Origin of the sequence: Paenibacillus algorifonticola (genome assembly GCF_050481745.1) — a bacterium.
In the GTDB taxonomy this organism is placed as follows: domain Bacteria; phylum Bacillota; class Bacilli; order Paenibacillales; family Paenibacillaceae; genus Pristimantibacillus; species Pristimantibacillus algorifonticola_A.
Map to the genome: position 1 here is coordinate 23884 of NZ_JBCNGR010000004.1, position 25615 is coordinate 49498.

At 50.0% G+C, this 25615-nt stretch carries 22 protein-coding genes and 1 riboswitch; of the genes, 17 read left to right on the forward strand and 5 right to left on the reverse strand.

Going from position 1 to position 25615, the window contains the following annotated elements; genetic code table 11:
* Positions 1-9 precede the first annotated feature (9 nt).
* The 5 genes from ABEW34_RS02740 (at position 10) to ABEW34_RS02760 (ending at position 4511) form a co-directional block, all read left to right on the forward strand.
* The gene (locus ABEW34_RS02740) at positions 10-849 is read left to right on the forward strand and encodes a carbohydrate ABC transporter permease (RefSeq protein ID WP_430154651.1); all 840 of its coding nucleotides are present in this window, start codon (positions 10-12) and stop codon (positions 847-849) included.
* Between the two features lie 40 nt (positions 850-889).
* Positions 890-2245: an ABC transporter substrate-binding protein gene (locus tag ABEW34_RS02745; RefSeq protein WP_430154653.1), complete on the forward strand. Its 1356-nt coding sequence runs from the start codon at positions 890-892 to the stop codon at positions 2243-2245.
* A 3-nt stretch (positions 2246-2248) separates the two neighbouring features.
* On the forward strand, positions 2249-3154 hold the full coding sequence (locus tag ABEW34_RS02750; protein WP_430154655.1) for an HAD family hydrolase: 906 nt from the start codon (positions 2249-2251) through the stop codon (positions 3152-3154).
* Between the two features lie 7 nt (positions 3155-3161).
* On the forward strand, positions 3162-3506 hold the full coding sequence (locus ABEW34_RS02755; RefSeq protein WP_430154657.1) for a DMT family transporter: 345 nt from the start codon (positions 3162-3164) through the stop codon (positions 3504-3506).
* A gap of 90 nt (positions 3507-3596) precedes the next feature.
* Complete coding sequence (locus tag ABEW34_RS02760) at positions 3597-4511, forward strand: metallophosphoesterase family protein (RefSeq protein WP_430154659.1); 915 nt, start codon at positions 3597-3599, stop codon at positions 4509-4511.
* Here ABEW34_RS02760 and ABEW34_RS02765 read toward each other — a convergent pair.
* Complete coding sequence (locus ABEW34_RS02765; RefSeq protein ID WP_430154661.1) at positions 4508-5650, reverse strand: WG repeat-containing protein; 1143 nt, start codon at positions 5648-5650, stop codon at positions 4508-4510. The genes ABEW34_RS02760 and ABEW34_RS02765 overlap by 4 nt on opposite strands.
* Before the next feature lie 276 nt (positions 5651-5926).
* On the opposite strand from ABEW34_RS02765, the gene pth reads away from it, so the two are divergent.
* The 4 genes from pth to ABEW34_RS02785 all read left to right on the forward strand — a co-directional run bounded on the left by pth (position 5927) and on the right by ABEW34_RS02785 (position 11939).
* Positions 5927-6487, forward strand: a complete 561-nt coding sequence (gene pth, locus ABEW34_RS02770) for an aminoacyl-tRNA hydrolase (protein WP_430154663.1) — start codon at positions 5927-5929, stop codon at positions 6485-6487.
* 138 nt (positions 6488-6625) lie between these two features.
* Positions 6626-6859 carry an anti-sigma-F factor Fin family protein gene (locus ABEW34_RS02775; protein WP_056034901.1) on the forward strand — a complete coding sequence of 78 codons (234 nt, stop codon included), beginning with the start codon at positions 6626-6628 and terminating at the stop codon, positions 6857-6859.
* Between the two features lie 317 nt (positions 6860-7176).
* Positions 7177-10704, forward strand: a complete 3528-nt coding sequence (gene mfd, locus ABEW34_RS02780) for a transcription-repair coupling factor (RefSeq protein ID WP_430154665.1) — start codon at positions 7177-7179, stop codon at positions 10702-10704.
* A gap of 77 nt (positions 10705-10781) precedes the next feature.
* The gene (locus tag ABEW34_RS02785; protein ID WP_430154667.1) at positions 10782-11939 is read left to right on the forward strand and encodes a peptidylprolyl isomerase; all 1158 of its coding nucleotides are present in this window, start codon (positions 10782-10784) and stop codon (positions 11937-11939) included.
* Positions 11940-12050: 111 nt separating this feature from the next.
* On the opposite strand, the gene ABEW34_RS02790 is transcribed toward ABEW34_RS02785, so the two are convergent.
* Positions 12051-12935, reverse strand: coding sequence for an AraC family transcriptional regulator (locus ABEW34_RS02790; protein ID WP_430154669.1), 885 nt, complete (start codon positions 12933-12935; stop codon positions 12051-12053).
* Between the two features lie 158 nt (positions 12936-13093).
* Between ABEW34_RS02790 and ABEW34_RS02795 the strand changes: the two genes are divergently transcribed.
* The 6 genes from ABEW34_RS02795 to urtE all read left to right on the forward strand — a co-directional run bounded on the left by ABEW34_RS02795 (position 13094) and on the right by urtE (position 19803).
* Positions 13094-14494: an MATE family efflux transporter gene (locus ABEW34_RS02795; RefSeq protein WP_430154671.1), complete on the forward strand. Its 1401-nt coding sequence runs from the start codon at positions 13094-13096 to the stop codon at positions 14492-14494.
* Between the two features lie 487 nt (positions 14495-14981).
* Entirely contained in the window at positions 14982-16244 is a 1263-nt protein-coding gene (urtA, locus tag ABEW34_RS02800) for an urea ABC transporter substrate-binding protein (protein ID WP_430154673.1), read from the forward strand.
* 110 nt (positions 16245-16354) lie between these two features.
* Positions 16355-17260 carry an urea ABC transporter permease subunit UrtB gene (gene urtB, locus ABEW34_RS02805; protein ID WP_056034884.1) on the forward strand — a complete coding sequence of 302 codons (906 nt, stop codon included), beginning with the start codon at positions 16355-16357 and terminating at the stop codon, positions 17258-17260.
* A gap of 24 nt (positions 17261-17284) precedes the next feature.
* A complete protein-coding gene (urtC, locus tag ABEW34_RS02810; RefSeq protein WP_430154675.1) occupies positions 17285-18370 on the forward strand; it encodes an urea ABC transporter permease subunit UrtC in 1086 nt (361 codons plus the stop codon).
* Positions 18339-19118: an urea ABC transporter ATP-binding protein UrtD gene (gene urtD, locus ABEW34_RS02815; protein ID WP_430154677.1), complete on the forward strand. Its 780-nt coding sequence runs from the start codon at positions 18339-18341 to the stop codon at positions 19116-19118. Before urtC ends, urtD begins: the two co-directional genes overlap by 32 nt.
* Positions 19096-19803 (forward strand): urea ABC transporter ATP-binding subunit UrtE, encoded by a 708-nt coding sequence (urtE, locus tag ABEW34_RS02820; protein WP_430154679.1) that lies wholly within the window; start codon positions 19096-19098, stop codon positions 19801-19803. Before urtD ends, urtE begins: the two co-directional genes overlap by 23 nt.
* Before the next feature lie 193 nt (positions 19804-19996).
* Here the strand turns inward: urtE and ABEW34_RS02825 are convergent, their stop codons facing one another.
* Positions 19997-20593, reverse strand: coding sequence for a TetR/AcrR family transcriptional regulator (locus ABEW34_RS02825; RefSeq protein WP_430154681.1), 597 nt, complete (start codon positions 20591-20593; stop codon positions 19997-19999).
* Between the two features lie 145 nt (positions 20594-20738).
* Between ABEW34_RS02825 and ABEW34_RS02830 the strand changes: the two genes are divergently transcribed.
* A complete protein-coding gene (locus ABEW34_RS02830; protein ID WP_430154683.1) occupies positions 20739-21374 on the forward strand; it encodes a DUF2306 domain-containing protein in 636 nt (211 codons plus the stop codon).
* 8 nt (positions 21375-21382) lie between these two features.
* Here the strand turns inward: ABEW34_RS02830 and ABEW34_RS02835 are convergent, their stop codons facing one another.
* Positions 21383-23203, reverse strand: a complete 1821-nt coding sequence (locus ABEW34_RS02835) for an alpha/beta fold hydrolase (RefSeq protein ID WP_430154685.1) — start codon at positions 23201-23203, stop codon at positions 21383-21385.
* 94 nt (positions 23204-23297) lie between these two features.
* On the reverse strand, positions 23298-23873 hold the full coding sequence (locus tag ABEW34_RS02840) for a TetR/AcrR family transcriptional regulator (RefSeq protein WP_430154687.1): 576 nt from the start codon (positions 23871-23873) through the stop codon (positions 23298-23300).
* Positions 23874-24072: 199 nt separating this feature from the next.
* Here ABEW34_RS02840 and ABEW34_RS02845 point away from each other — a divergent pair, with 199 nt between their 5' ends.
* Positions 24073-25248, forward strand: a complete 1176-nt coding sequence (locus tag ABEW34_RS02845) for an asparaginase (RefSeq protein WP_430154689.1) — start codon at positions 24073-24075, stop codon at positions 25246-25248.
* Between the two features lie 146 nt (positions 25249-25394).
* Positions 25395-25543, forward strand: a riboswitch (guanidine-I (ykkC/yxkD leader).
* Positions 25544-25615 lie beyond the last annotated feature (72 nt).

The following is a 25615-nucleotide window of genomic DNA, read 5'->3' on the forward strand; positions in this document are numbered from 1 at the left end:
TTAAGAGCTATGAAGGCTGTTTACCAAGCAGGGCTGGCGCTGCGGCATATTAGCCTGCTGGCTATTGCGCTCGCGATGGCATTTCCATTCTATTGGATGATGACGAGCGCGCTGAAGACAAACGATGAGATTTGGCAGTTTCCGCCGACATTATGGCCGGAGCTGCCGCTATGGAGCAATTATGTGGAGGCGTGGGTGGCGGCGCCGTTCGGTCAATATATAGCCAACAGCGTTATCGTTGCGGGTGCCATCGTTCTTTTGCAAATTATAAATTCAGCTATGATGGCTTACGCCTTGACCCATATGAAATTTCGGATGAAAGGTTTGTTGACCGGCATCATTATGCTCGGTTACATGATTCCAAGCACAGCGGTATATTTGCCCAGCTATATGATTTTGTCCAAGCTCTATTTGCTGGATTCGTATGCGGGCCTGATTCTATCAAACGCGGTTAGCGTCTTCTCGATTTTTCTCATCAGGCAGGCGTTTCTCCAAGTGTCGCATGAGATGGTGGAGGCCGGGCAAATCGATGGCGCATCGCACAGCCGGATTTTATGGACGATTATGGTGCCGCTGACCCGCGCCTCGTTCGTCGTGCTGGCGCTCATCACGTTTATCTCGCAGTACAACAACTATTTTTGGCCGATGCTTATTACGAAAAATCCCGATCTTCAGCTCGTGTCGGCGGGACTGCGCAGCTTCTTCGTGGAAGGGGGTGCTTACGGGCTGAAATGGCCGCTCATTATGGCGGCAAGCTCTTTCACGATTATTCCGCTCTTGCTGCTGTTTCTGTTCGCCCAGCGGACGATTATGCAGAGTGTTAACTTATCTTCTGGCATTAAGGGGTAGCTTTACGAAAGCGACAATATAAATAGTGGAGGAATGGACCATGTTGAAAAAAATGAAATGGGTGAGCACGATGTCGCTCACACTTGCAATGGTGACGCTTAGCGCATGTGGACAGACAGCAGGCACACAGACGGGTGGAGCAGGCAGCAGTACGCCTGAGCAATCGGCAGCAGCCTCGGAGGCGCCGAAAGCGCCGGTGCAAATTGAGTTTTGGTACGGCCTTGGCGGTAAGCTGGGCGAAAATGTGGAAGCACTCATTAAGAAATTCAATGAATCGCAGAGCGAGGTTATTGTAAAAGGCGTCGTGCAGGGGGATTACAGCGAAACGGAGCAAAAGCTTCAGGCAGATATTGCGGCTGGACAGCCTCCGGCTGCGGTGCTGGCCTCCAATGTGGATTGGGCGGCCAAAGGGTATTTTGAGCCGCTGGATGAGTATATCGCCGCTGCGCCAGATTTTAAGAAAGAGGATTTTATCCAAACGTTTCTGGAGCAAGGACAAGTAGCGGGCAAGCAGTATTTTATGCCGATGTATGGGACGACTCAAGTGATGTATTACCGTCTGGATGCGTTCGAGAAAGCGGGAATTCAGGCAGAGGATATCAAGACTTGGGAAGACCTGGCTAAAGCGGCGGAAACGATGGCTGTGAAGGATGGCGGCAAAACGACCTTTTATGGCTGGGAGCCAATGTGGGGATCGGGTAATATGATTGATGCAGCACTTAGCAAAGGCGGCAAAATTTTAAGCGATGACGGAAAAACAATCGTATTCGATTCGCCGGAATGGATAGAGACATGGGATTTATTCCGCAAATGGCTGCATGAAGATAAAACGATGGCGATACACTCCGGTGGACAAGGCTGGGAATATTGGTACAAAACGATAGACGACGTCATGAAGGGCCAAGCAGCAGGCTACACGGGCTCCAGCGGCGACCAAGGCGATCTGGATTTCAGCATCGTTGGTGCCATGCAGCAGCCCGGCTGGGAAGGGGTAGGCGAAGGCAAGCCAGTCGCGCAGGCTATTATGGCGGGCGTTCCTGCCAAAGCGAAGGATGAGCAGAAGGAAGCGGCCTTTAAATGGCTGTCGTTCTTTACGAAAAGTGAGAACACAGCCGCCTGGTCGATGAACACAGGCTACATTGCTGTCCGTTTGTCCGCGCAGGATGATCCGGCTTTCAAGGCATTCAGCGAAACGAATCCGCAAATAAAAATTCCTTTGCAGCAAGCTTCGCACGGCTCGAAGCCATTCCTTGATCCGACGGGCGGCAAAATCAACGATGCGCTGACTGTAGCGGCTGATCAGGTGCAAATCGAGAACATTTCGGCAGAGAAGGCGCTGAAGCAGGCGAAGGAAACCGCACAGCGTGAGCTGGATAAAGCGTTGAAGGGCAAATAAGGGATGGCAGAACATTCAGCTCTTTCAGAAGCTCTACAAGCGCTGCAAGATGTCTCAGAGCAGGAACTACAGCGAAGTCAGGAACAGCAGCGAAATCAGGAACAAGCGCAAGGGAAGCAGCCTACCGTTGCTGGCCTTAAGGTTGACGGGGGCAAACCTTGGGACGTTGAAGCCATTCTTTTTGATAAAGATGGAACGATTATTGATTTTGTCTCGATGTGGGGGAATTGGAGTGAGCTGCTGGCGCGCCGTTATACAGCGCGCCTTGCGGCTAAAGGCTTGCTTCTACCGAAAGGGATTTTCCCCTCCCTCTGGGGAACCAGCCTTGATGCGGCGGGGAATGTATGCGCGTATGACCGCAACGGGCCGCTCGCGATGGGGACGATGAATGACTTGAATGCCATCGCAGCCTTGCAATGCTATAAGCTTGGCTTGTCCTGGGGCGAGTCGATGCAGCTAGTCAGGGAAAGCAAGGAAGAGGCTGATAGGGAGCTGAAAAGGCGCAAATCTGCCATCCCGCTTGCTGGCGTTGTCCCTTTCATTGAACAGTGCAAGAAAGCGGGGCTGAAGCTTGGCATCGTCACGGCAGATGATACCGAAGCGGCGCGCGAGCATTTGGAGTGGATGGGGCTGCTGCCCCATTTCTCCGTCATCGTAGGAGCGGACCTCGTACCGCGCAGCAAGCCGTATCCCGATATGCTGGAGCTGGCTTGCCAGAAGCTTGGCGTTGCCCCGTCGTCGATTGCTATTATTGGCGATACTGATGGCGATATGCGAATGGGGCAGGCGGCAGGAGCGGCACTTTGTATTGGCATAGCGAATCAGGCCGCGAGCGTGCTTCCCTCGGCGGATGTCATCATTGCTTCCTATTCGCAGCTTGTTGTGGAGGAAGCTCATACTGAAGGGTGAGTAAACATTGGGTTATCTATGGCTGGCGCTGGCGATTGTGCTGGAATTGTCAGGAACAATATCTATGAAGCTATCGGCGAGCTTTACGCGTATGGTTCCGTCGATTGCTATGTTTATTTTTTATGGAAGCAGCTTTACCTGCCTGAACTTCGCCCTGCGTTATATGCATGTAAGCGTTGCGTATGCGGTATGGTCAGGCATAGGCATTACGCTGATTACAGGAGCGGGCTATATCTGGTTCGGCGAGCGTATCCCACTATCGGCTCTGCTATGGGTAGGAGTCATCGTCATCGGGGTTGTCGGGCTGAATATGAGCATTAGCGCGCATGGCGCAGCCGTTAGAGGGAATTAGCGAAGTTAGAACGGCGAAGCAGCTAAGGCTAGGTAAGTAAAAGTTGCAAATATAGCATAGGTGGCAACCTCAGCAAAGGGAGTTTTGATCATGAAGCAGGTTAGTTTGTGGTGTGAAAAGGATACGGTGCCCAGCTTTGGCGAACCGCTGATGTATTTTCAGGTCATTACGGATACGCATGTAACGGTTGACCCAAGCCATGTGCATAATCATCATTTTGAGCAGGCGCTGCTGGATATTCAACAACTGGCGGCTGCTTCGGGCAGTGCGGGCATTATGCATGCCGGAGATATTACGGATCATGGACATGAAGCGGAATATGCGCAGTTTTCAGCGATTGTCGAGCGTGTTAAGCAGCAGGGCGGACTTCCGCCTATGCTTTATACAATCGGCAACCATGATACGTGGAAGGATTGGGAGCAGGGGCAGGAGCTCAGCGGCTTCAAGCAATCTACGGGGATGAACGCTGTTTATTATGACCGCTGGATTGGCGGCAGCCATTTTATTTTTCTAGGTTCCGAGCTTCAGACGGCTAAAAATGCGGAGCTGTCCAGCACGCAGCTGGCGTGGCTTGGAAAGAAGCTGGAGGAGCACCGCGGGGACATGCAACCTGTGTTCCTATTTCTTCATCAGCCGCTAAAAAATACAGTTGCTGGCTCGCTGGAGGAGCAGGAGTGGTACGGCGTGAATCAGGACGAGGAGCTGCGCGCGGTACTGTCCGGCTGGCCGCAGGTGATATTATTCACCGGGCACACCCACTGGGAACTGGGTGCGCCGCATACGGTGTTTGATGGGCAAGGCGAGATCGCGACCATGTTCAATGCGGCATCCGTCGCTTATTTATGGACCGATGAGGATGCCCATAAGGTCGGCAGCCAAGGCTATTATATAGAAGTATACGAGCAGGGCGTACGTGTCCGGGGCCGTGATTTTGTGGCGCGCCAGTGGATGGAAGCCCAGGACTATTTTGTGCATAACGGTCATGCAGGTGAAAAAGGGAGCTAGCTCTGCCATTTTTCGTCGTCGATATTGTTCCAAACGATTGCGCCTGTCTTATTGATGTAGGCTTTCATAGCGGGCGTCTTTGTTTTAGCATTTTCGCGGAGCTCGACGACAGCCAGCTCTCCCCGAAACGGCTCGGCATAGCTATATGCAGCTGTCGGTTTGATCACATAAGCACCTTGTGGATTGATATAGCCAAAGGATGAGCCTGCTTGAACAGGGGCTAGTCCGTTTGAGAAAGGGCCGCTGGAACTCACGTTCATGGTTGCTCTTTTTCCTTGTTTATTGACGAAAAAGGATTTGCCATTGCGTTCCACGTAGGCAAGGCCCTCTGAGAAAGGCTGAACAGCGGTGTAATTGGGCTCGAACAGAAACTCGCCGCTCTTGTTAATAAAGCCGTAGGTATCTCCAGAAGACACGCGTGCAGCACCCTCAGTAAACGAATCAGCATAGTTGAAGCGCGCTGGAATAACAACCTTTCCGGTTTTATCAATAAATCCGTATTTGATGGTCACGCCTTCCTTGCTTTTTTTTAAATATCCAACTACGGCCATGTCATCTGAAAAGTTGGCTGCACTGCTGAACTGATAAGGAATGACAAGCTTGCCCTCTGTATTAATGTAGCCGCTGCCTTTGCCCACCGTTACGATGGCGAGCCCTTCGGAAAACTCACGGGCTTTATGAAAAATCGGCTCGGTTACCTTTTCACCCTTGGCATTCAAATAACCGTACCTCTTCTGCAGCTTTCCATCCGCTCCCTCAACTTTCTCTGTGTAGATGACCCGCTCGTTCTGCATAATGCCAACGCAGCGTGTCTGAGGGCATTCAAACAGCTTCGTTCCTTCAGCCGAAAAATAGATGTTCGTCTTCTGTTTATTATCAGTGACTTGGACTGGCTCATTCGGTTTTAAGGAGAAGGAACGTGATCCGCCGTCGTATACGGGCTCAATGACGATTTTTCCGCTTTGATTAATGTAGCCGTATTTGCCGTCCTTCTTAATCAGATACAAATAATTGCGGGCTTCAGCCGCTGGTTTCGTCTCCTTTTGCGAGCTGGTGTCTCCCGCACTGCTGGCAGAAACGGTGCCTGTGATCAGGCTGGTGATGATGGTGAACAATAATAATGCACGAAATAATCGCATATGCCTATTTCCTCTCTTATAGCTGGTATGGTTGAATATGGAATGTATATTTCCCATGTTTAATGGACGTTGTTAGTGTGAGTTAGGTTGCAAGGGATGATCCCGCTGGCGGTCAGTTTTTTTTCACGTGGAACATTTCTTGTAAAAGAGGGGTGCAGCATTATCGATAATTTTGATCATCTGCTGCAATATATTGCCCACGATGAAGGAAAATAAGGTAAAATGGAGAACATAACAATCAATAAGGATCGAGACAGCAAGGAGTGAAAGGCCGCTATGAAATGGATTGTGGGACTCGGCAACCCTGGATCGCAATATCAGGGTACGAGGCACAACGTTGGATTTATGGTTATTGATGAGCTAGCACGGCGTTGGGGCATCCAAGTGACGCAAAGCAAATGCAAGGCGCTGATTGGCGAGGGCAATGTGAATGGAACGAAGGTTGTGCTGATCAAGCCGATGACGTATATGAATTTATCTGGAGAATCGGTGCGTTCGTTCATCGATTATTTTAAATCCGATGTGACCGAAGGGCTCGTCATATACGATGATCTCGATACGGAGGTTGGGCGTATCCGTCTGCGTTTTCAAGGGGGACCAGGCGGGCATAACGGTATTAAATCGCTGATTGCGCATTTAGGCACGCAGACATTTGACCGGATTCGCATGGGGATTACACGTCCGCAGCCTGGCGGCAACATTGCCGATTATGTGCTGTCCAATTTTCCAAAAAGCGAGCAGGAGCAGTTGAAAACGATGGTTGATCAGGCATGCGATGCGGCGGAGTTCTCGCTGAAAGCGTCGTTTGAGGAAACGATGGCGAAGTTTAATCGCTAGCTTGGGGAAAAAGGCTAAGCTGTTTAAGCAGCTCATGCTGTGATGCCTCTTTTTTCAGCACACCTCTAGAAATAATGCGTAAAATAGGGTAAAGCCGGGCATACTGAAGGGTATAACCATTCTTCAGGAGGCATACATATGGCTGTAAACTATATTTGCAAACACTGCCGTACACCTATAGGGACGATTGCAGGCGGGGACGGGATTACCGAGCAGCAGCTGGGGTTCGATTTCTTGACCCTTGAAGAGCGCAGCGATATAATTACGTATGACCAGCACGGCGACGTGACGGTTAAGGTGATTTGCGATTATTGCCGGGAAGCGCTGGAGGCGAATCCTGAGCTGAACTTAATCGCGAGCCCGTTGCAGTAAAAGGCAAGTCATGGAAGTGTTTTGGAAGCGGTTGGAATATGCTCAAATACGTTCAAATATAGGAAAGCATATCATTTGTTATCCTTTCTCTATATTTCTCTGAATGAAACACGCCGCACCGCCAAGGACGGCGACAGTCAATTCACCTTGAGCTCACAAGTAATGTAAGGCCTTGGCGGCTGGCTGAGGCTTCTTTTCGATGATAGCGATTCATACATGCAAAGCGCTGAGCTCACCTTTTTAGGTGGGCGGTTTTGCTTGAAATTAATTTAAGAGTTTATAAGTGGTCTGTTTATAGAAATGGGGTGCCGAGACGATTGAAAGCGTTAATACAGGCTTTTGCGGCTGATCCGGATGTGCAGTCCATCATAGCCGGAATCCGTTCAGGAATGCGCGAGCAGATGGTATCAGGGCTTGCTGGCTCATCCAGACAAGTGCTGATGGCCGCAGTGAAAGAAGAGATTGACCGTCCGATGCTAGTCGTGACACATAATATGTTTTCAGCGCAGAAAATTGCAGAGGATCTTCAGGAATGCTTCTCTTCGGATACTGTGCTGCTCTATCCCGCTAATGAGCTGGTAGCTGCCGAATCGGCGATCTCGAGTCCTGAGACGCTGGCGCAGCGAATGGACGTGCTGATCAAGCTGTCCGAAGGCTTCCGCGGGATTGTTGTCGTGCCCTTTTCCGGTGTGCGTCGCTACTTGCCAGTACGCGGGGTTATGGCAGAGGCGAAAATTACGATTAGCGTGGGTGATGTTCTGCCGATTGACAGCTTCCTGAGAAAAATGACAGGGCTGGGCTACATTCGCGTAGACCGCGTTGAATCCCGTGGTGAAATGAGCGTACGCGGGGGAATCGTCGATTTTTACCCGTTGACTGAGGCTTCCGCTTTCCGGATTGAATGGTTCGGCGATGATGTCGATTCCATTCGGACATTTGATGCGGTCGACCAGCGGTCACAAGACAATATTCAGACGTATACGGTTCCGCCTTGCCAGGAAGTTGTCGCGAGCGCAGAGCGCTTTGCATCAGCAGCCAGCCATGCGGCAGCCTTGCTGGAGCAGCAGCTTGGCAAAATGTCCGACCGTACGGCGAAGGAACGCCTTCGCTCGGAAATCGGCGGCGAGCTGGAGAAGCTGCGCGAGCATATGTATTTCACCGATATTTATAAATATATTTCCTTGCTGTATCCGGAACGTCAGACCATTATGGACTATATGCCGGAAGATACGCTGCTCATTATGGATGAGCCTACCCGCTTGATCGAAACGGCGAAGCAGCTCGAGCGTGATGAGGCAGAATGGGCAACCCATTTGCTGCAAAACGGCAAGTCGCTGCCAGGTTTTGAGCTTGCGTGCAAGTCGGAGGAAGTTTTGTATGGTAAGCGGTTTCCCACATTGTTCTTATCGCTGTTTTTAAGGCAAATTCCGCATTCGCAGCCGCAAAATATTCTCAATATGACGAGCCGGGCGATGCAAAACTTCCACGGACAAATGAATGTGCTCAAGGCAGAGATGGACCGCTGGCGCAAAATTGGGGCTAACGTGCTCATGCTGGCCGGCAATGCAGAGCGCATGGAGCGCATGCGCCGCGTGTTGTTCGACTACAATATTGAGCCGCCTACACTGCTGGAAGGCAACCTGCAGTCTGGCTTTGAGCTGCCCTCTTCGCATCTGGTCGTCATTACAGAAGGAGAAATGTTCTCCCAGAAGCAGCGCAAGGCGCGCCGTATCGACAAGAAGATAGACAACGCCGAGCGGATCAAGAGCTACACCGAGCTGAAGGTTGGCGACTATGTCGTGCATCAGAACCACGGCATCGGCAAATATGTCGGCATCGGCACGCTGGAAATCGCGGGCATTCATAAAGACTATTTGCACATCGTATATGCAGGCGGGGATAAGCTGTCTGTACCGATTGAACAAGTCGATATGATCCAGAAATACGTTGGCAATGAGGAAAAAGAGCCGAAGATCAATAAGCTGGGCGGCAGCGAATGGACAAGAGCGAAAAGCAAGGTACAGTCTTCGGTTAAGGACATTGCCGATGACTTGATCAAGCTGTATGCGCAGCGCCAATCGGCGCCGGGCTTTGCTTTTGGACAGGATACCGCTTACCAGAACGAATTTGAGGAAATGTTCCCTTACGATGAGACGCGGGATCAGTTGCGAGCGATCGAGGAAATCAAGCGGGATATGGAGAAGCCAATGCCAATGGATCGTTTGCTTTGCGGCGATGTTGGCTATGGCAAGACGGAGGTTGCTGTACGGGCAGCATTTAAGGCGGCGATTGAGGGCAAGCAGGTTGCCATTCTCGTGCCGACTACCATTCTTGCGCAGCAGCACTATGAGACGTTCCGCGAGCGTTTCTCCGGGTATCCGTTCAATATTCAAGTGCTGAGCCGTTTCCGCTCCCGCAAGGAGCAGAATGATACGATGAAGGGCCTCAAAGCCGGAACCGTCGATGTCGTCATTGGCACGCACAGGCTGCTGTCGCAGGACATTGTGTTCAAGGATCTGGGCCTGCTGATTGTCGATGAAGAGCAGCGGTTTGGCGTGTCACATAAAGAGAAGCTCAAGAAGCTGAAAAATAACGTCGATGTGCTGACGCTGACGGCAACACCGATTCCGCGCACCTTGCATATGTCGATGCTGGGCGTTCGCGATTTATCGGTAATCGAGACGCCGCCGGAAAATCGTTTCCCGGTACAGACGTATGTGGTTGAATACAATACTGCGCTTGTGAGAGAGTCGATTGAGCGTGAATTGGCCCGTGGCGGCCAAGTCTACTACTTGTACAATCGCGTTCAGGGAATCTACCAGATGGCGGAGCTGATTTCGGAGCTGGTGCCGGATGCGAAGGTAGCGGTCGGACATGGGCAAATGTCGGAGCAGGAGTTGGAGAAGACGATACTCGACTTCCTGGACGGCGAATCCGATGTGCTGGTCAGCACAAGCATTATTGAGACGGGCGTTGATATTCCGAACGTCAATACGCTCATTGTCCATGATTCGGATAAAATGGGCCTGTCGCAGCTTTATCAGCTGCGGGGACGGGTTGGCCGCTCTAATCGGATCGCCTATGCCTATTTCACCTACCAGCGCGATAAAGTGCTGACGGAAGTCGCTGAGAAGCGTCTGCAATCCATTAAAGAGTTTACGGAGCTTGGTTCCGGGTTCAAAATCGCGATGCGCGACCTTGCCATTCGCGGTGCCGGCAACCTGCTGGGCGCGGAGCAGCATGGTTTTATTGCGTCGGTCGGCTTTGACTTGTACTCGCAAATGCTTGCCGATGAGATTGGCAAGCGCAAGGCGGAGCTTGATGGCGCCCCTGTGCAGGAAAGTCGAGTCGTCAGTACGCTCATTGATGTCAGCGTAGATGCCTACCTGCCATCCGACTATATTTATGACAGCATTCAGAAGATTGAGATTTACAAGAAGGTGGCTTCCGTTCGCTCCTTCGATGAGGCGGAGGATCTTACCGAGGAGATCATCGACCGTTTCGGCAACCTGCCGCAGGCGGTAGATAATCTGATGACGGTAGCGAAATTGAAGGTGTATGGTGCGATGTATGGCATTGAGCAGATTAGTCAGCGCAATGATGAGCTCGTCGTACGATTTGCCTCCGCCGAGAAGAAGCGGATCGATAGAAAGCAGGTCGACAAGCTGTGCCTGCATTTTGAAAATCGGTTCCATCAAGGCAGCTCACTGGAGGATAATCCGGTCGTTACCCTTCGAGGCAAGGGACTCGATATGGATCAGCGTCTGCTGCTGCTTGAGCAGTTTTTGAAGCGTTACGCGGATGCTCGCATTGTGAAGGAGGAGCTGCAGGACACAGCTCCTTGATTTACTGTAAATTCGCAATAGGGTCCACATATCTGTTACAATACAATCAACTTTATGATTTGAGAGGAGATTTCTTAATGTTGCATAACACACGCAAATCGGCATGGCGCAGATTGGCTCTGCTTGTAGTCGCGGCAGTGCTGGTCATGACGGTACTGGCGGCTTGCGGCTCGAAGAAAGAAGAAGGAAACGGTACCTCGTTCAGCGGTACAAGCGAAGGAGCGACTGTTGCTACTTATAAGGACAATGGCAAAGTAACAGAGGCTGAATTCAACAAGTATTTGGCGGTATTTAATTTCTTGCAGCCAGGGTATGAGTCCGTAACGGCTCTGCCACAGTTCCAGGAGCAATTGCTGCAGCAGTACATTGCTTACAAAATCTTGGCGGCTCAAGCAAGCGAAGAAACCGTGAAACAGGCTGCTACAGATACGGACAAGCAGTATGCGGATTTTGAAGCGGCACTGGAGAAGCAAGCCGAGTTGAAAACACAGCTGGAAGCAAAAAAAATCACGAACAGCGATGTAAAAACCTACATGAAGCTGATGCTGGTTGTCGTAGATCACATGAAATCCAAAGTGACCGACGAAGAGCTTAAGAAAGAGTTCGAAACGAATATTGCTAAATATACGACGGTGACTCTTCGTCATATTCTTATTGCCACTTCCGAGACAGACCCGGAAACGCAAGAATCGAAGGAATTGCGCACGAAAGAGGAAGCCCTGAAAATCGCCAAAGAAGTAAAAGTGAAGCTGGATGAAGGTGGCGACTGGGCGGCTCTTGCTAAGGTCTATTCGGACGACACGGGCTCCAAAGAAGATGGCGGCCAATATGTAGATAAGAAGCCAGGCGACTGGGTTGAAAACTTCAAAAATGCAGCTATGACGCAAAAAATCGGCGTAATTGGCGAGCCAGTGGAAACCGAATATGGCTATCATGTCATTATGGTTGAGAAACGCGATGAGCTGACGTATGACAAGCTTGATGCTACGACGAAAGAAGCAGTAGAGAGCGCTGTGGCTTATGCCCACATGAGCACTTTCATGAGCGAAGATATGAAAAATCAAGAAGTGAAAATTACGCTGCCTGAGCAATCTCCTGCCCCAGGTGCAGAGCAATCCCCGGCAGCAAGCGACGATGCGAAAGCGACTGACAATGCTGCGGCATCGAAAGAGCCAGCTGCATCGGCTTCCCCTAGCGCGTCGGTAGAACCGTCCGCATCGCCTGTGGCGAAGTAATAAAGCCTATCGCACATGCATGCGATAAGCTTTAAGGATAGGCAAAAATCCCCATGTCCAGCTAACGAGCTGGAGGCATGGGGATTTTTGCTGTGCACGCGTGGCGCGCGTTTAGCCATGCGAGAAGCGCAGGCGGTATTGGCGCGGCGATAGCCCCTCATAACGCGAGAAGCAGGAGGTGAAATAGGCAGGCTGATTGAAGCCGACCTCCTCGGCAATGCGGGCGACTGCAAGGTCCGTTTGAAGCAGAAGCAGCTTGGCCTGTTCCAGTCGGAAGCGCATTAAATAATCGAAGGGCGCACAGCCGAACTCTTTCTGCATGCATCTGGCAATGTAGACGGAATGGAAGTTGACCGCCTCGCTTAGCTCCTGCGCGGTTATGTTATCACGGTAGTGCTCACGCAAATACGAGGCGGCTTGCTCAGCGCACTGCGCGGAGGGAGAAGGCCCCGTTACCTCCAAGGAGGAGGAAAGCTGCTCCATAATTTCCTGGAAAGCGAGCTGCTGCTTCCACTTGACGCCGGGAATATGATCATTCGTATTCAGCTGCACAAGCTGCCGCAGCAGGCTGTCCATGCGGGAAGGCTGAAGCAGCTTCGCAAATTGCGGGAGTTGTTTTGTAAAGGTTGGCATCGTGTAATAGTTATTGTTTTGTATACGCTCAAGGCTGCCGCCGCCAGCCTGCTGATCGGCGAGCCTTTCTGAAACGCTCCATGCTCCGGTCGTCTGGAAATGAATCCAGTAGTAAGCTGTAGTTTCTTGGCATGCCATCGTCGCATAATGGTAAGCATCCGGCCGCAAAATGAGCGCATGACCAGCATGCACCTCATATTCCCGCTCCTCTTCACCGATATAAAGGCAGCCCTTCGTCACGACGAGCAGGTCGAACACGCCAATATTTCTTCTGCTTGGGTGTCTTCGTCCCGCCGGGGCGATGGAGAGGCCGCCTATAATGTAATGGGGAAGCGGGGGAATTGTCAAATGAATCATCGTCATGTGGCCGTGCTTCCTCCTTGCTTTGAAGTTTGTATCTTAATAGTTTCGGTTTTGAAAATGATACATCATGCTCAGTATAGCATCTATAATTTGAGATGACGAATGATACAAGAGCAACGGAAGAGCGAGCAAGGCTGGCTCCAGAGGGAGATAGGAAAATGGCAGTAACGAACAAAAAATTTTCGCTGTGGCTGCTGGCATGGCCAATCTTTATTGAATTATTTTTGCAATTTTTGCTAGGTGCGGCAGATACGCTGATGGTAAGCCGGATTTCCGATCAGGCGGTTGCTGTTGTCGGCTTCTCCAATCAGCTGTTTCAGGCGCTTACGACGCTGTTTATTACAGTGGCGAGTGGAGCCGGCATTCTCATTGCCCAAAAGCTGGGCTCTCGCAAAAGCGAGGAAGCACGCACGATTGCGATAATGGCAGTCAGTGTGAGCGGCATAATTGGGGTTGGGCTAAGCATCGTACTGTATACGATGCCGGGGCAAATTGCTTCGCTGCTCAAGCTGCCAGAGCATCTAATGCCGCTTGCTGAAACTTATATTTCCATCGTAGGCGGGGGCATGATGCTCATTTCCTTGATGGCGGCGCTTAGTACGGCGATTCGCAATACCGGCAATACAAAGGGACCGATGTATACAGCCATTGGCATGAACATTGTACATGTGGTTCTCAACTATGCGTTTATTTTTGGCGCCTTCGGCTTCCCGGAATGGGGGCTGAAAGGGGTAGCCATATCGACAGTCATCTGTCGTCTGCTCGCCGTGACGGTGCTGTTTGTTATGTTCATGCATGCCTTTGAACGAACGATTCGGATACGCGACCTTGCAAAATTCAGTCGCAGGCTGTTTGGCGATGTCCTGCGAATCGGTTGGCCGCTTGGCGTCAATATGTCCTGCTGGGTGTTTACGCAGCTGCTTATTTATACATTTTTGGCGATGCTCGGTACGAATGAGCTGGCAGCGCGAACGTATTTAAATACACTGGAATCATTTTGCTTTATGCTGGGCTATTCCATTGCTTTGGCCGTGCAAATTCAGATTGCTCATTTGTATGGAGCGGGAAGAATTAAAGAAGCTTACGGCATAGCGTATCGCGCCATGTGGATTGGGCTTGCCATCGTTACGGTCAATGCCACGCTTATCTTCTTATTCGGCAAGCAGCTGCTCGGTTTGTTTACGGAAAATCATGAAATAATAGCGCTCGGCGTCTCGCTGCTTGGCCTCAACCTCATTCTGCAGCCGGGAAAAATGGTCAATATGGCGATGGGGAATGCGCTAAACGCAGTCGGTGACACAAGATTCACGATGTGGAGCTCGCTAATTTCCATGTGGCTCATTGCAACAGCGCTGGCCTATTGGGTCGGCATCGAGATGGGCTGGGGTCTGCTCGGTATTTATGCCTGCATGATCTTAGATGAGTATATTCGGGGCGCCCTAGCTCTGTTTCGCTGGCGGGGGCGGAAATTTCTGCTCAAAGCTGAGCGGCAGCATGAACTGGAGCATAAGGCTGCAAAAGGAACTGTAGCAGTGGGTTCGGGCGCACTCGCTAAGTAAAGACAGGTTCAAAGCGTTGAAGTGCCGTTCAAGATTAAGCGATGATAAAGACAGACGCAACAAAAGGAAGTCGTATCAATAAACAATGGGTAGAGCAGCTATGCGCTAAGCGTATAGCTGCTTTTTTGTGCTTGAGAACAAGAGCAGCAAATGATCAAGGGGGCATAGTCCTGCGCAAAAGTAAGTTGGAAGTCTAATTTTATGTTAGATAAAATAACATAAATATAAAGGGAAGAGTGAGGTGGTGCGCAAATGAGGCGCTAGAATCATCTTTTGGCTGAATAATTATGTCATAAAAACAAGTTTTTTGTCGAATGGAATAGAATAAGAAAAAGTTGTGTTAGATATATTGACATGAGATAAATTGCCAATCTATAATGAACCTGCGAACGTTCCTTCTGGACGAACGATTCATACATAATTTCTCTTAACGTTCGGTTTTAGATATCTCTTATACAAATAATGCTTAACTTAGGGGAGTGGAGAAATGAAAAACAGAAATGTAATTCAAGCGGGATTGATCTTGTTGCTTATTAGCCTTGTTGTGTCGGCATGCGGGGGAAATAAAGAGACAGCCTCGACCACACCTTCGGAAACGACGGGGGGAAGTAGTGGAACTGCGGCGGCAGAGGGCATTAAAGTAGGGATTCTGCACTCGCTCAGCGGTACGATGGCGATTAGTGAAGTGTCCGTAAGAGATGCAGAGCTGATGGCCATTGAAGAAATTAATGCAGCAGGCGGCGTGCTGGGCCAGCAAATTATTCCGGTCGTTGAAGATGGAGCATCGGATTGGCCGACCTTTGCCGAGAAAGCACGAAAGCTGATTTCCGAAGATAAGGTAGCGACAGTGTTTGGGGGTTGGACCTCCTCAAGCCGCAAGGCGATGAAGCCGGTATTTGAAGAATTGAATGGCCTGCTCTGGTATCCGGTGCAATATGAGGGGCTGGAGGCATCGCCGAACATTTTCTACACGGGAGCGACGACGAACCAGCAGATTGTGCCAGCCGTTGACTGGCTCCTCGAAAACCGCGGCAAAAAAATGTATCTGCTCGGATCAGATTATGTATTTCCACGCACGGCTAATCTGATTATTAAAGAACAGCTCAAGGCTAAGGGCGGTGAACTGGTTGGTGAGGAATACACGCCGCTTGGATATACGGATTACAGCACCATTATTACCAAAATTAAAGAAGCGAAGCCGGACATCGTATTTAATACGCTGAACGGCGACAGCAACGTCGCTTTCTTCAAGCAGCTGAAGGATGCAGGCATTTCCGCCAAGGATTTGACGACATTGTCGGTATCGGTAGCGGAGGAGGAAATCCGCGGCATTGGCGTAGATGTGCTGGAAGGGCATTTGGCGGCATGGAACTACTATCAGACGACGGATACCCCGGCCAATACGGCTTTTGTAGCGAATTATAAGAAGAAATTTGGGGAGGATCGAGTGACGGCTGACCCGATTGAAGCTGGATACACAGCAGTGTACTTATGGAAAGCAGCCGTAGAGAAGGCGGGTTCTACTGATGTTGCCAAAGTAAAGGAGGCTGCGAAGGAGCTGGAGTGGGATGCGCCGGAAGGCAAGGTGCGCATTGACGGCGAGACGCAGCATATTTACAAAACCGTAAGGATTGGCGAGGTTCAAGCAGACGGACAGTTTAAGGAGCTGTGGAATTCCGGTGAAGCAGTGAAGCCAGACCCCTATTTGAAAAGCTATGAATGGGCTGCAAGCATACAGCCATCTGAGTAGAAAGCTTAGGCTCAGCTCATGCTTTTTGAATGCCCCTTGGGTGTGAATTGCCTATAACAGCAGCGGGATAATGGCGATGGCGCAAGCCATCGCAGGAGGTGAAGAGCGGAATGGACGTATTTATTTTGCAGCTGTTCAATGGCATTAGTGTAAGCTCGATTTTGCTGCTGATCGCACTGGGGCTGGCCATTACGTTCGGCTTAATGAAGGTCATTAATATGGCCCACGGCGAGCTGATTATGATTGGCGCTTATTCCACCTATTTGACGCAAAATCTGTTTCACGCCTATATGCCGGGCTCCTGGTTCAACTGGTATTTTGTTCTATCGATTCCGGCGAGCTTCCTGATTGCGTTCTTGTTTGGCCTTCTGCTGGAAGTCAGCTTGATCCGCCATCTGTATGGCAGGCCGCTTGACAGCTTGCTGGCAACCTGGGGCGTTGGTCTTGTACTTCAGCAGCTGGCACGTTCCATATTTGGCGCTCCCAATGTGGCGGTAACCAGCCCTTCATGGCTGAATGGCGGCATGCGCATATTGAACGATGTCGTGCTTCCTTACAAAAGGCTGTTCATTGTCGGCTTGGTCGCGGCCTGTCTAATCGCCATGTACTTCTATATTTACCGCAGCCTTGAAGGACGACGCATGCGTGCCGTTATGCAAAATCGCGATATGGCGGCCTGCCTTGGCGTCTCGACCCGCCGTGTAGATGCAATGACCTTCGCGATTGGCTCAGGTATCGCAGGAATTGCGGGCTGTGCCTTAACGCTGATGGGGCCAATCGGCCCTTCTCTGGGCACCTACTATATTGTTGATGCGTTCATGGTCGTCGTGCTTGGCGGTGTCGGCAAGCTGGTTGGTACGGTGCTTGGCGCACTCGGGATCGGCGTATTTAATACGATGTTTGAATATTGGACGAATGCTTCGCTTGGAAAGGTGCTGGTGTTCCTATGCATAGTGGCGTTCCTGCAATGGCGTCCTTCCGGATTTGTGGCGATGCGTACACGCTCGCTTGATTAATAGGGAAAGGGGTGACGGGTGAAAATGGAACAGCGAAGGTTATCACCCCAGCGTTTGTGGATTTTGGCAGGTTATGCGGCTGCGGCCGCGGCGTTGTTCTCGGCACCGATGTTTTTAAGTGATTTCCGCCTCAATCTGCTCGCAAAATTTCTTGCTTTTGCTATTGTGGCGCTAGGACTGGACTTAATTTGGGGCTATACGGGCATTCTCAGCCTCGGCCATGGCATTTTTTTTGGCATTGGCGCGTATGCGATGGCGATGTACTTGAAGCTGGAGGCGAGCGGCGGGAAGCTGCCGGATTTCATGAGCTGGAGCGGGCTCAAGGAGCTGCCGCTGTTCTGGCAGCCGTTCAGCAGCTTTGGCTTTGCGGTAGCGATGGGCATTATTATGCCCGCGCTCCTGGCGCTATTTCTCGGCTTTTTCACTTTCCGCAACAGAATTCGTGGCGTTTATTTCACGATTTTGACGCAGGCGTTGGTTATTATTACGACAACGCTGCTGGTCGGGCAACAAGCTTTTACGGGCGGGACGAACGGCGTGACAGGGTTTAGCAAAATATTAGGTGCCTCGCTCGCCTCCCCTGATACGAAGCGGATTTTATATTTTGTTACTGTGCTGGTGCTGATTGCTGTTTTTGTAGCTTGCCGATACGTTGTCGGCAGCCGCTTCGGCAAGGTGCTTCGCGCCATTCGCGACGGGGAAAACCGCGTGCGCTTCATCGGGTACAATCCTGCGATGTACCAAATGGCTATTTTCACTTTATCTGCCGCATTTGCGGGAATCGCGGGCATGCTGTTTGTGCTCCATGTCGGCATTATTTCGCCTTCCATGATGGGCATTGTGCCCTCTATTGAAATGGTGCTGTGGGTGGCCATTGGCGGGCGCGGCACTTTAATTGGGGCGGCGCTGGGCGCTGTATTGCTCAATTGGGCAAAAAGCGAATTCAGCACCTCTTACCCCGAAGGCTGGACCTATTTTCTCGGTGCGATGTTTGTCATCGTTGTTGTATTCCTGCCGAATGGCTTAACGGGACTGCTTGGCAAAATCAAGCTCGGCAAAAAGCGGAGGGTGACGAAAAATGAGCCAACCATTGAGTATCCTGCAGTGTAATGATGTGACGGTGGAGTTTGACGGCTTTAAAGCGATCCAGGGCATGAGCCTCACCTTGGCAAAAGGAGAACTGCGCTTCCTGATCGGTCCGAACGGCGCTGGCAAAACGACGATGCTCGATGTGATCTGCGGCAAGGTGCGGCCATCAACAGGCCAGGTCACATTCAATGGCGATATCGACATTACGCGAAAAAAAGAGCATCAAATTGCCGAGCTGGGCATCGGCCGCAAGTTTCAGGCCCCATCTATTTTCCCGTCTATGACCGTGCTGGAAAATTTGGAGATTGCGCTGCGCCAGCGGCGCGGGGTGTTCGCTACTCTGTTTGCAAGGCTTCAGGCGGGAGAACAGAAACGGATGAAGCGGCAGCTGGAGATGATCGGGCTGGCAGATCAAGAAGATAGCCGTGCTGGCGGGCTTTCGCATGGCGAGAAGCAGTGGCTGGAAATCGGCATGATGCTGCTGCAGGAGCCGGATATATTGCTGCTCGACGAGCCGGTGGCCGGCATGACCGATAAGGAGACGGATAAGACGGGGGAGCTGCTTCAAGAAATTGCGCGTGAACGTTCCATTGTCGTCGTTGAGCATGATATGGAATTTGTGCGCAGCTTTGCAAGCAAGGTGACCGTTATGCATGAGGGCAAGCTGCTTAAGGAAGGCACGATGGAGGATGTGCAGCGGGATGACCGGGTTGCGGAGGTGTACTTGGGAAAAAGGCGGGATGCGGATGTTAGCCGTTCAACAGCTTGAGGCGGGTTATGGAGAAAGCATTATTTTGCGCGATGTATCCTTAAAGGTGGAGGCAGGCAAGGTTGTGTGCCTGCTCGGGCGTAACGGTGTCGGCAAAACGACGTTAATGAAAAGCATTATGGGGCTGCTGAAAGTACGTCATGGCACAGTAGCTTACAACGGCGTGGATTTGACGAAGCGCGCACCAGGCAGAAGAGCGAAGAGCGGCATGGGATATGTACCGCAGGGCAGGGAGATTTTCGGGCAGCTCACCGTATACGAAAATATTCTTATCGGCTTGGAGGCTGCGCCAAGGGAGAGGCGCGGGCAGGCAAATATAATTCCGCCCGATGCCATTGCGAAATTTCCGGTGCTGCCGGAAATGTATGCGCGGCGCGGCGGGGATCTCAGCGGCGGGCAGCAGCAGCAGCTTGCTTTCGCCAGAGCGCTCGCTTCGCAGCCGTCGCTGCTGCTGCTCGATGAGCCTTGCGAGGGGATTCAGCCCTCCATCGTGGATGATATTCGCGAAGTCATTCGTTCCATTAAAGCGGATGGCCAAACGGCGATTTTGCTCGTTGAACAAAGCCTCGATTTTGTGAAAAGCGTGGGCGATTATTTTTATATTTTAGAAAAGGGCGCTATCGCATGGGAAGGAACACTCGCACAGTTGAGCGACGACGTAATCAAGAAATATTTGACGGTGTAATACCTCGATTTTGGTATCCCCGCCTCAAAGCAGATAATAAGCGAAAAAAGAAAGTCTTACTCTAGGCAGGAGCCTTTAGAAGAGTAAGGCTTTCTTTTTGCGATAATAACTCCATAACAGGCAATCACCAGGTTCACTTTCGTACGTGTAGTTATGAAGCGGTAGTCCTTCCTGAAAAAAATCTATTTTTCAATTAAGAAACGGCGATTGTGGTCTTTAAAAATGTTTCTATATTATCTATAGAATAATTCACATATTTATTATCCTGTGTGAGCCGGCTGACCATAATACCTCCTTCAAGGGAGGAGAAGATAAAGGAGGCGGTTGATTCTAAATCGCAATCCGCCTGAAATTCGCCTCTGGCTATGCCCAGCTTCAAAATCTCCTGTAACATGGCAAGCGAGCCTTCAAAAGCGGCAATCGTGTGTCCGCGAAGAGCAGGTAAAGCGTGATCGCTTTCGACTGCACTAATAATAAACGGGCAGCCGCCCTTTATTGGAGTATTGTTGACCGTATCACTGTAAATATGGCAAAGCGCCATGATTTTGCCGAGTGCTGTTTCTGCACTTCCCACGGCCTTCTCGAAATGTTCTTGCAGCACTTCTCCCGCATAGGCAAAAGCTTCAAGAGCAATTTCATCCTTGCTGCTAAAGCTCCGATAGATGCCGCCTTTCGTTACGCCAGTTGCCTCTATAATATCCTGGATCGACGATCCCGTAATTCCCTTTTGATTAAAAAGCTCCGCCGATTTTATAATAATATGACGGCGTGTTTTTTCTCCTTTACGCATGGGCGGTCAATCTCCTCTCTATGGTTACAGCTCTCGTTTCATCGTTGTCTAAGTATTGTAACATTTTGCAGATGAAACAAAGAAGCGAATGAGCTACAATAAAAATACCGAACGGTTCGGTTTTTAAAAGGAGGGGAAATAGCCTATGAAGTCTCTATCAAGCAGGACCTTATATTCCTTAATGGTTGTCTCAGCAGTGATTTACATCGGATACGTCGTTTATCAAAATTTCTTCTATGACCCACAGGCGACCGCCTTCTTGGAGCATAAAACGAAACGGCCGACCAATGCGGCTGCCTGGCTGATTGTCATGTATGTGCATATTGTGTTCGCAAGCCTTGCGATGGTATCCGGGGCAGTCAATTTTTCAGGAAAAGTATTAGCCCGATTTAGAAAGCTTCACCGGGTCAATGGCTATGTGTATTTAATTGCCGTTCTTGTTGTTGTCCTTAGCTCAGGCTATATGGCCCCTTATACAACAGGTGGGAAAATCAACAGCATACCCTTCAATATAATCAATATGGCATGGACAGCGATGACAATTACAGCAATTGTTCAAATTAGAAAGAATCAGGTGGTCAAGCATCGCAAATGGATGGTAAGAAGCTATGTTTTTTGCTTTACAAACATGTTCATTCATAGCCTTACATTTGTATCGCAGCAAGGGTTTGGCTTGGATTACGTCACCAGCTACACGATCGGCATCTATGGATCTATGGTCTTGAACCTTCTAATAGCAGAGTTGGTTATTCAATTTATTTATAGACGTAGGCCTGCCTAATGCAGGAGCTATTGCAACAGCAGCTGGGCAGTTTGCTCTGGATGAGAAATCGGAAAATGATGCCCATAAGGAAGGCTGCTCAGCTTCAAATGGCGGTAACGATCAGGCAGTTTATAATTCCGCTCCTTCTCTCCCCATAAAATATGCACCTTCTTCTCATCCCACTGCTCCGGCGATAGCTGAAAGCTTTGCGGGCGTGTCAGCTCACGCAGCACCTCGGCAAGCGTCTTCCTTACTCGTGGTGAGCGCAGCTCTTCCTGCACATAACGGATGTATTCAGCTGGAATTTGTGCCTCTGATTCGAAGCAGCTTTGCTTGATCAGCGACTTCACCAGCGCAGCCTCACTCATGCGTGAGAGCGCCATTTCTGTAAGCCAGCGCTGTTTATACATGGAAGGTGCCGGATGAAAAACGGGCTGCAGCAGTCCAAGCGCTTCAATTCGCTCCGGCAGACGCTCCATGATTTTGGCAGCGAGGAGCGCGCCATAAGAATGCCCGATTAAGGTGACGGGAGTATCCATTGCTGCAATGGCTTCTATAAAACTATCCACGTGGCCATCAATTACATAGGACTTGTGGTGATAAGGGCTTCTGCCCAGCCCAGGGAGGTCGGGGAGCCATACATTGGCATTCTGAAAATGATCAGCCAGAGGAATCAGGCAATCCGCTCCGCTAAAGGTGCCAGGTATAAAAATAATCGGCTTCCCGCTGTTGTTGCTATTATGCAGTGCAGTCATATTGCCTAACTTGCTCTGCTTATAGCCTTTATGTGCCGTCACTGAATGCGAGAGGCGAAAATCAAGGTCGGCGATCGTGTGGCGCAAAGCAGATGGCGTCACCGTGTAGTCCAGCGTATATTTTTGTTGGATATGTCGGGCTGAATCGAGCGAATAAGAATCGTCTACGACGAAGCTCAGCGATTCTTGGGGAATGCCTAGCTTGCTGCCCAGCTGGCTTCCAAGCACCTTGGATAAGAAGCCCAGAGGCAGAGAACCGATGGGTTTTGCTACGCGAAGCTCCTCTGCCATCGTTGTAATAAGCTGCATCATATTAGGGTTGTCTTCCTTTGCTTGCAGCAAATAATACGTTTGGCTGATGGGATGCTCTTCTTGAGCAAGCGCGACGATAAAGGCTGCGGCGTGATCGAGATGGAACAGGGGCAGCCAATATTTCTTGCCTCCCGGCACAAGTGCCAGCAACTTTCGGCGTGCAGCTTCAACTAACAGACCTAGACCGCCGAGCTGCTCCGTCTCTCCTGTTGCGGAATCGCCAATGACGACGCCGGGGTGAACAACGGACAGGGGATAGCCATGTTTGGCGCTTTGCTCTCGCACGTGAAGGTCAGCGAGGAACTTGGCCTGTTCGTAAGGCGGCTCATGGTTTAGAGACGCAATAGCCTGCTCTTTTTGCGATAGATCCTCATTGCGAAATGGGCTTTTGAAGCCGACCAAATGGATAAAATGGCGCAGCGTCGTCTCCGCATGAATAAGTGAGGCTATCTCAGCCATATGCTGCGAGGCTTGTAAAAACACCCGCTTTGCCTGCTCGTCGCTCAGTCTGATATCCATAGGGCCTCCCGCATGAATGATGACCTCTGCTGTTTTCACTTGCGCCAAATCCTCTTCATTCAAGCCCAATAAAGGCTGCGTCAAATCACCGCATACCGGTTTGATGAACTCATTATGCTGAAGGTTCAGCTTTTCCAAAAGCTGCTCATACTTGTTTAAAGAACGAACTAAAACGGTCACATGCTGCTTGGTTTGTGCAAGTGCCTGTATCAATCGTTGTCCAATAAATCCTGTACCGCCTGTAACAAATAAATGTGTCATGTGCTTGCTCCTTCTGTTTCAATCATTTTATTAGTTAAGAGGGAATCATCTTTTCAAGGAATAGTACTATTTAGTACTAAAATGTTCAAAAAAATTACTTTAGCAGGGCTGCTAAAGCGTGAAACGCATGTTGAACGGTATTTGGATTCTGGCTGGCATGCTGCAAAAATAAAGCTCCTTCAATCGTAGACAGCATGAGCGCGGCGGTTGGTTCGACTGGTAAGTCGGACTTGAGCTCTTTACGCGCTATCCCCTCGTGCAGCAATTGCTCGATAAAGGAAAGCTGGCTTTGAAAAAAACGGCGGAACTGCTCGCGGAAAGGGCCATTCTCCAGCGGTGCCTGCGTATAGAGGGTCAGAAATGGGCAGCCGCCAAGGCAGCGTGCATCCTGCTCGGTCAATAGCTGGACTAGTTTATCCAGACGTGCAAGTACAGGGGTGTCAGTCTGCCCGCTAATGTGCTGGAATAAGCTTTCATATTGGCTGATCATCCGTTCAATAATGGCGGACAGCAGCTCTTCTTTGCTTTTGAAATAATAATAGATGTTCGTTTTGGATACTTTGCTGGCAGCGACAATGTCATCCATGCTCGTAACCAAATAACCTTTGCTTAAAAACAACTGTTGGGCCGTGTGCAAGGCGATCTCGCGGTTGGATTGTTTTGTTTTCATATTAGTACTGTATAGCACTAAAATTATTTTGTCAATGCTTGCACATGTGCAGAGCGCTTTATATAGAAGACATCACACCATTATTAATTTATGTTATATATTCTAACATAACTAGGTATAAAGTCACTTGCTCTATTTAATTATGTGAGATAATATAACGCAATAGAGATTACATTATAGTTAAGTGGAGGGAACCAAGATGATGCTGTCTATTAAAAGGATGACTGTTTTTTCGCTTTCTGCCATTATCGCACTCGTAACATTTATTTCTCCCGTAGGAGCCGCTGAGGCTGCTATCCAGGCAATTGCTTTCCCTGAGGTGCCTGCTTCCTTCCAAAAATCGAAGCTCCCTAACATTTTGGTTATTGGTACAGGCGGCACGATTGCTGGACAATCGACGGATGAGACAAGCTTTCAAACGTACCGTGCGGGTACGCTTTTAATTAAAGATATGGTGAAGAGTTTGCCGAATCTGGATAAGATGGCGGACGTTGAGACTGTGCAATTTGGCAACAAAGGCTCATCAGCTTACCTGATGGATGATCTGGCAAGCCTGTCGATGACAGTAGATGCAGCGTTGAAGAAATACGACGGTGTAGTCGTTACGACGGGTACGGATACGATGGAAGAGATCGGTTATTTCCTCGACCTTACGGTTCGCAGCTCGAAGCCGGTTGTTATTACAGGCTCTATGCGTCCATGGACAGTAATCGGAAGCGATGCTCCGGCGAACTTGTTCAATGCGATCAAGCTGGCGGCGAGCGGCAAGACGAAGAAATTCGGCACCGTGCTCATGCTGAATGATGAGATTCATGCTGTGCGCGAAGTGACGAAAACAAATGCGCTGCGTCTCGATACATTCGAATCGCCAGGATTTGGCCCGCTAGGCTACATTGACGAATCGATTATTCAAATTTACCGTGTGCCGACAAGAGCGCTGAAAACCGATGCAGAGTGGGTGACGCCGTTTGATCTGTCCAAGCTGCCAAAGGCTGGCTTCTCGAAGGTTGAAATTGCTTATTCGTATCAAGGTGCTGGCGGCGAGGCGATCAAAGGCTTCGTAGACGGCGGGGCAAAAGGGATTGTTACAGCGGGTACAGGAGCTGGCGGTATTTCCGCGGCGATGAGAGAAGAGCGTACGAAGGCGATTGAAAAGGGTGTTGTTTTTGTAACAACGACAAGAACCGGATCGGGCAATATTTATGGCGGCGGCGATGGGATTTTGGCAGGAGATAATTTGAATGCAGCTCATGCTCGTATTCTGCTTATGCTGACTCTGACTTACACAAGCGATTTCCCAACTATGCAAAAATGGTTCACTACTTACGGAGCGCTGGAAGTGCCGGAAGATACTACAGTGAAAGCTGCTGCATAATACAAAGCATTTTAGATGAAAACAACGTAAATTAACATGACATGAGTATTGACAGCGTGTTGGATGCCCTACTATAATACAGGTAAATGTAAGGTAATCTAACAAAAAGAAAATATGGTTCCTATGCTGGCTGTACACATCGGGAACGACAAGCTGTCTAGGGTTCCGTTGACAGGTCGCGAGCATGCTTGCGGTTTATCAAGTCTGGTCCAAGAGACGGCGTACGGGGAGCGTGCATCCATTGAGGGATGACGGCAACCGCTGTATAACACGGAAGGATAAAAGCCTGGGAGATCACAATCTCCCGGGCTTTTGCTTTTTTTAGAAATATAAGAATGTATGAGCTGCACACTTATACTTTCTTATA

Excerpts from the sequence above, each read along its gene's own strand:
- ABEW34_RS02740 (WP_430154651.1), top strand. The coding sequence starts at position 10 with ATGAAGGCTGTTTACCAAGCAGGGCTGGCGCTGCGGCATATTAGCCTG.
- ABEW34_RS02745 (WP_430154653.1), top strand. The coding sequence starts at position 890 with ATGTTGAAAAAAATGAAATGGGTGAGCACGATGTCGCTCACACTTGCA.
- ABEW34_RS02750 (WP_430154655.1), top strand. The coding sequence starts at position 2,249 with ATGGCAGAACATTCAGCTCTTTCAGAAGCTCTACAAGCGCTGCAAGAT.
- ABEW34_RS02760 (WP_430154659.1), top strand. The coding sequence starts at position 3,597 with ATGAAGCAGGTTAGTTTGTGGTGTGAAAAGGATACGGTGCCCAGCTTT.
- ABEW34_RS02765 (WP_430154661.1), bottom strand. The coding sequence starts at position 5,650 with ATGCGATTATTTCGTGCATTATTATTGTTCACCATCATCACCAGCCTG.
- pth (WP_430154663.1), top strand. The coding sequence starts at position 5,927 with ATGAAATGGATTGTGGGACTCGGCAACCCTGGATCGCAATATCAGGGT.
- ABEW34_RS02775 (WP_056034901.1), top strand. The coding sequence starts at position 6,626 with ATGGCTGTAAACTATATTTGCAAACACTGCCGTACACCTATAGGGACG.
- ABEW34_RS02785 (WP_430154667.1), top strand. The coding sequence starts at position 10,782 with ATGTTGCATAACACACGCAAATCGGCATGGCGCAGATTGGCTCTGCTT.
- ABEW34_RS02790 (WP_430154669.1), bottom strand. The coding sequence starts at position 12,935 with ATGACGATGATTCATTTGACAATTCCCCCGCTTCCCCATTACATTATA.
- ABEW34_RS02795 (WP_430154671.1), top strand. The coding sequence starts at position 13,094 with ATGGCAGTAACGAACAAAAAATTTTCGCTGTGGCTGCTGGCATGGCCA.
- urtA (WP_430154673.1), top strand. The coding sequence starts at position 14,982 with ATGAAAAACAGAAATGTAATTCAAGCGGGATTGATCTTGTTGCTTATT.
- urtB (WP_056034884.1), top strand. The coding sequence starts at position 16,355 with ATGGACGTATTTATTTTGCAGCTGTTCAATGGCATTAGTGTAAGCTCG.
- urtC (WP_430154675.1), top strand. The coding sequence starts at position 17,285 with ATGGAACAGCGAAGGTTATCACCCCAGCGTTTGTGGATTTTGGCAGGT.
- urtD (WP_430154677.1), top strand. The coding sequence starts at position 18,339 with ATGAGCCAACCATTGAGTATCCTGCAGTGTAATGATGTGACGGTGGAG.
- urtE (WP_430154679.1), top strand. The coding sequence starts at position 19,096 with ATGTTAGCCGTTCAACAGCTTGAGGCGGGTTATGGAGAAAGCATTATT.
- ABEW34_RS02825 (WP_430154681.1), bottom strand. The coding sequence starts at position 20,593 with ATGCGTAAAGGAGAAAAAACACGCCGTCATATTATTATAAAATCGGCG.
- ABEW34_RS02830 (WP_430154683.1), top strand. The coding sequence starts at position 20,739 with ATGAAGTCTCTATCAAGCAGGACCTTATATTCCTTAATGGTTGTCTCA.
- ABEW34_RS02835 (WP_430154685.1), bottom strand. The coding sequence starts at position 23,203 with ATGACACATTTATTTGTTACAGGCGGTACAGGATTTATTGGACAACGA.
- ABEW34_RS02840 (WP_430154687.1), bottom strand. The coding sequence starts at position 23,873 with ATGAAAACAAAACAATCCAACCGCGAGATCGCCTTGCACACGGCCCAA.
- ABEW34_RS02845 (WP_430154689.1), top strand. The coding sequence starts at position 24,073 with ATGATGCTGTCTATTAAAAGGATGACTGTTTTTTCGCTTTCTGCCATT.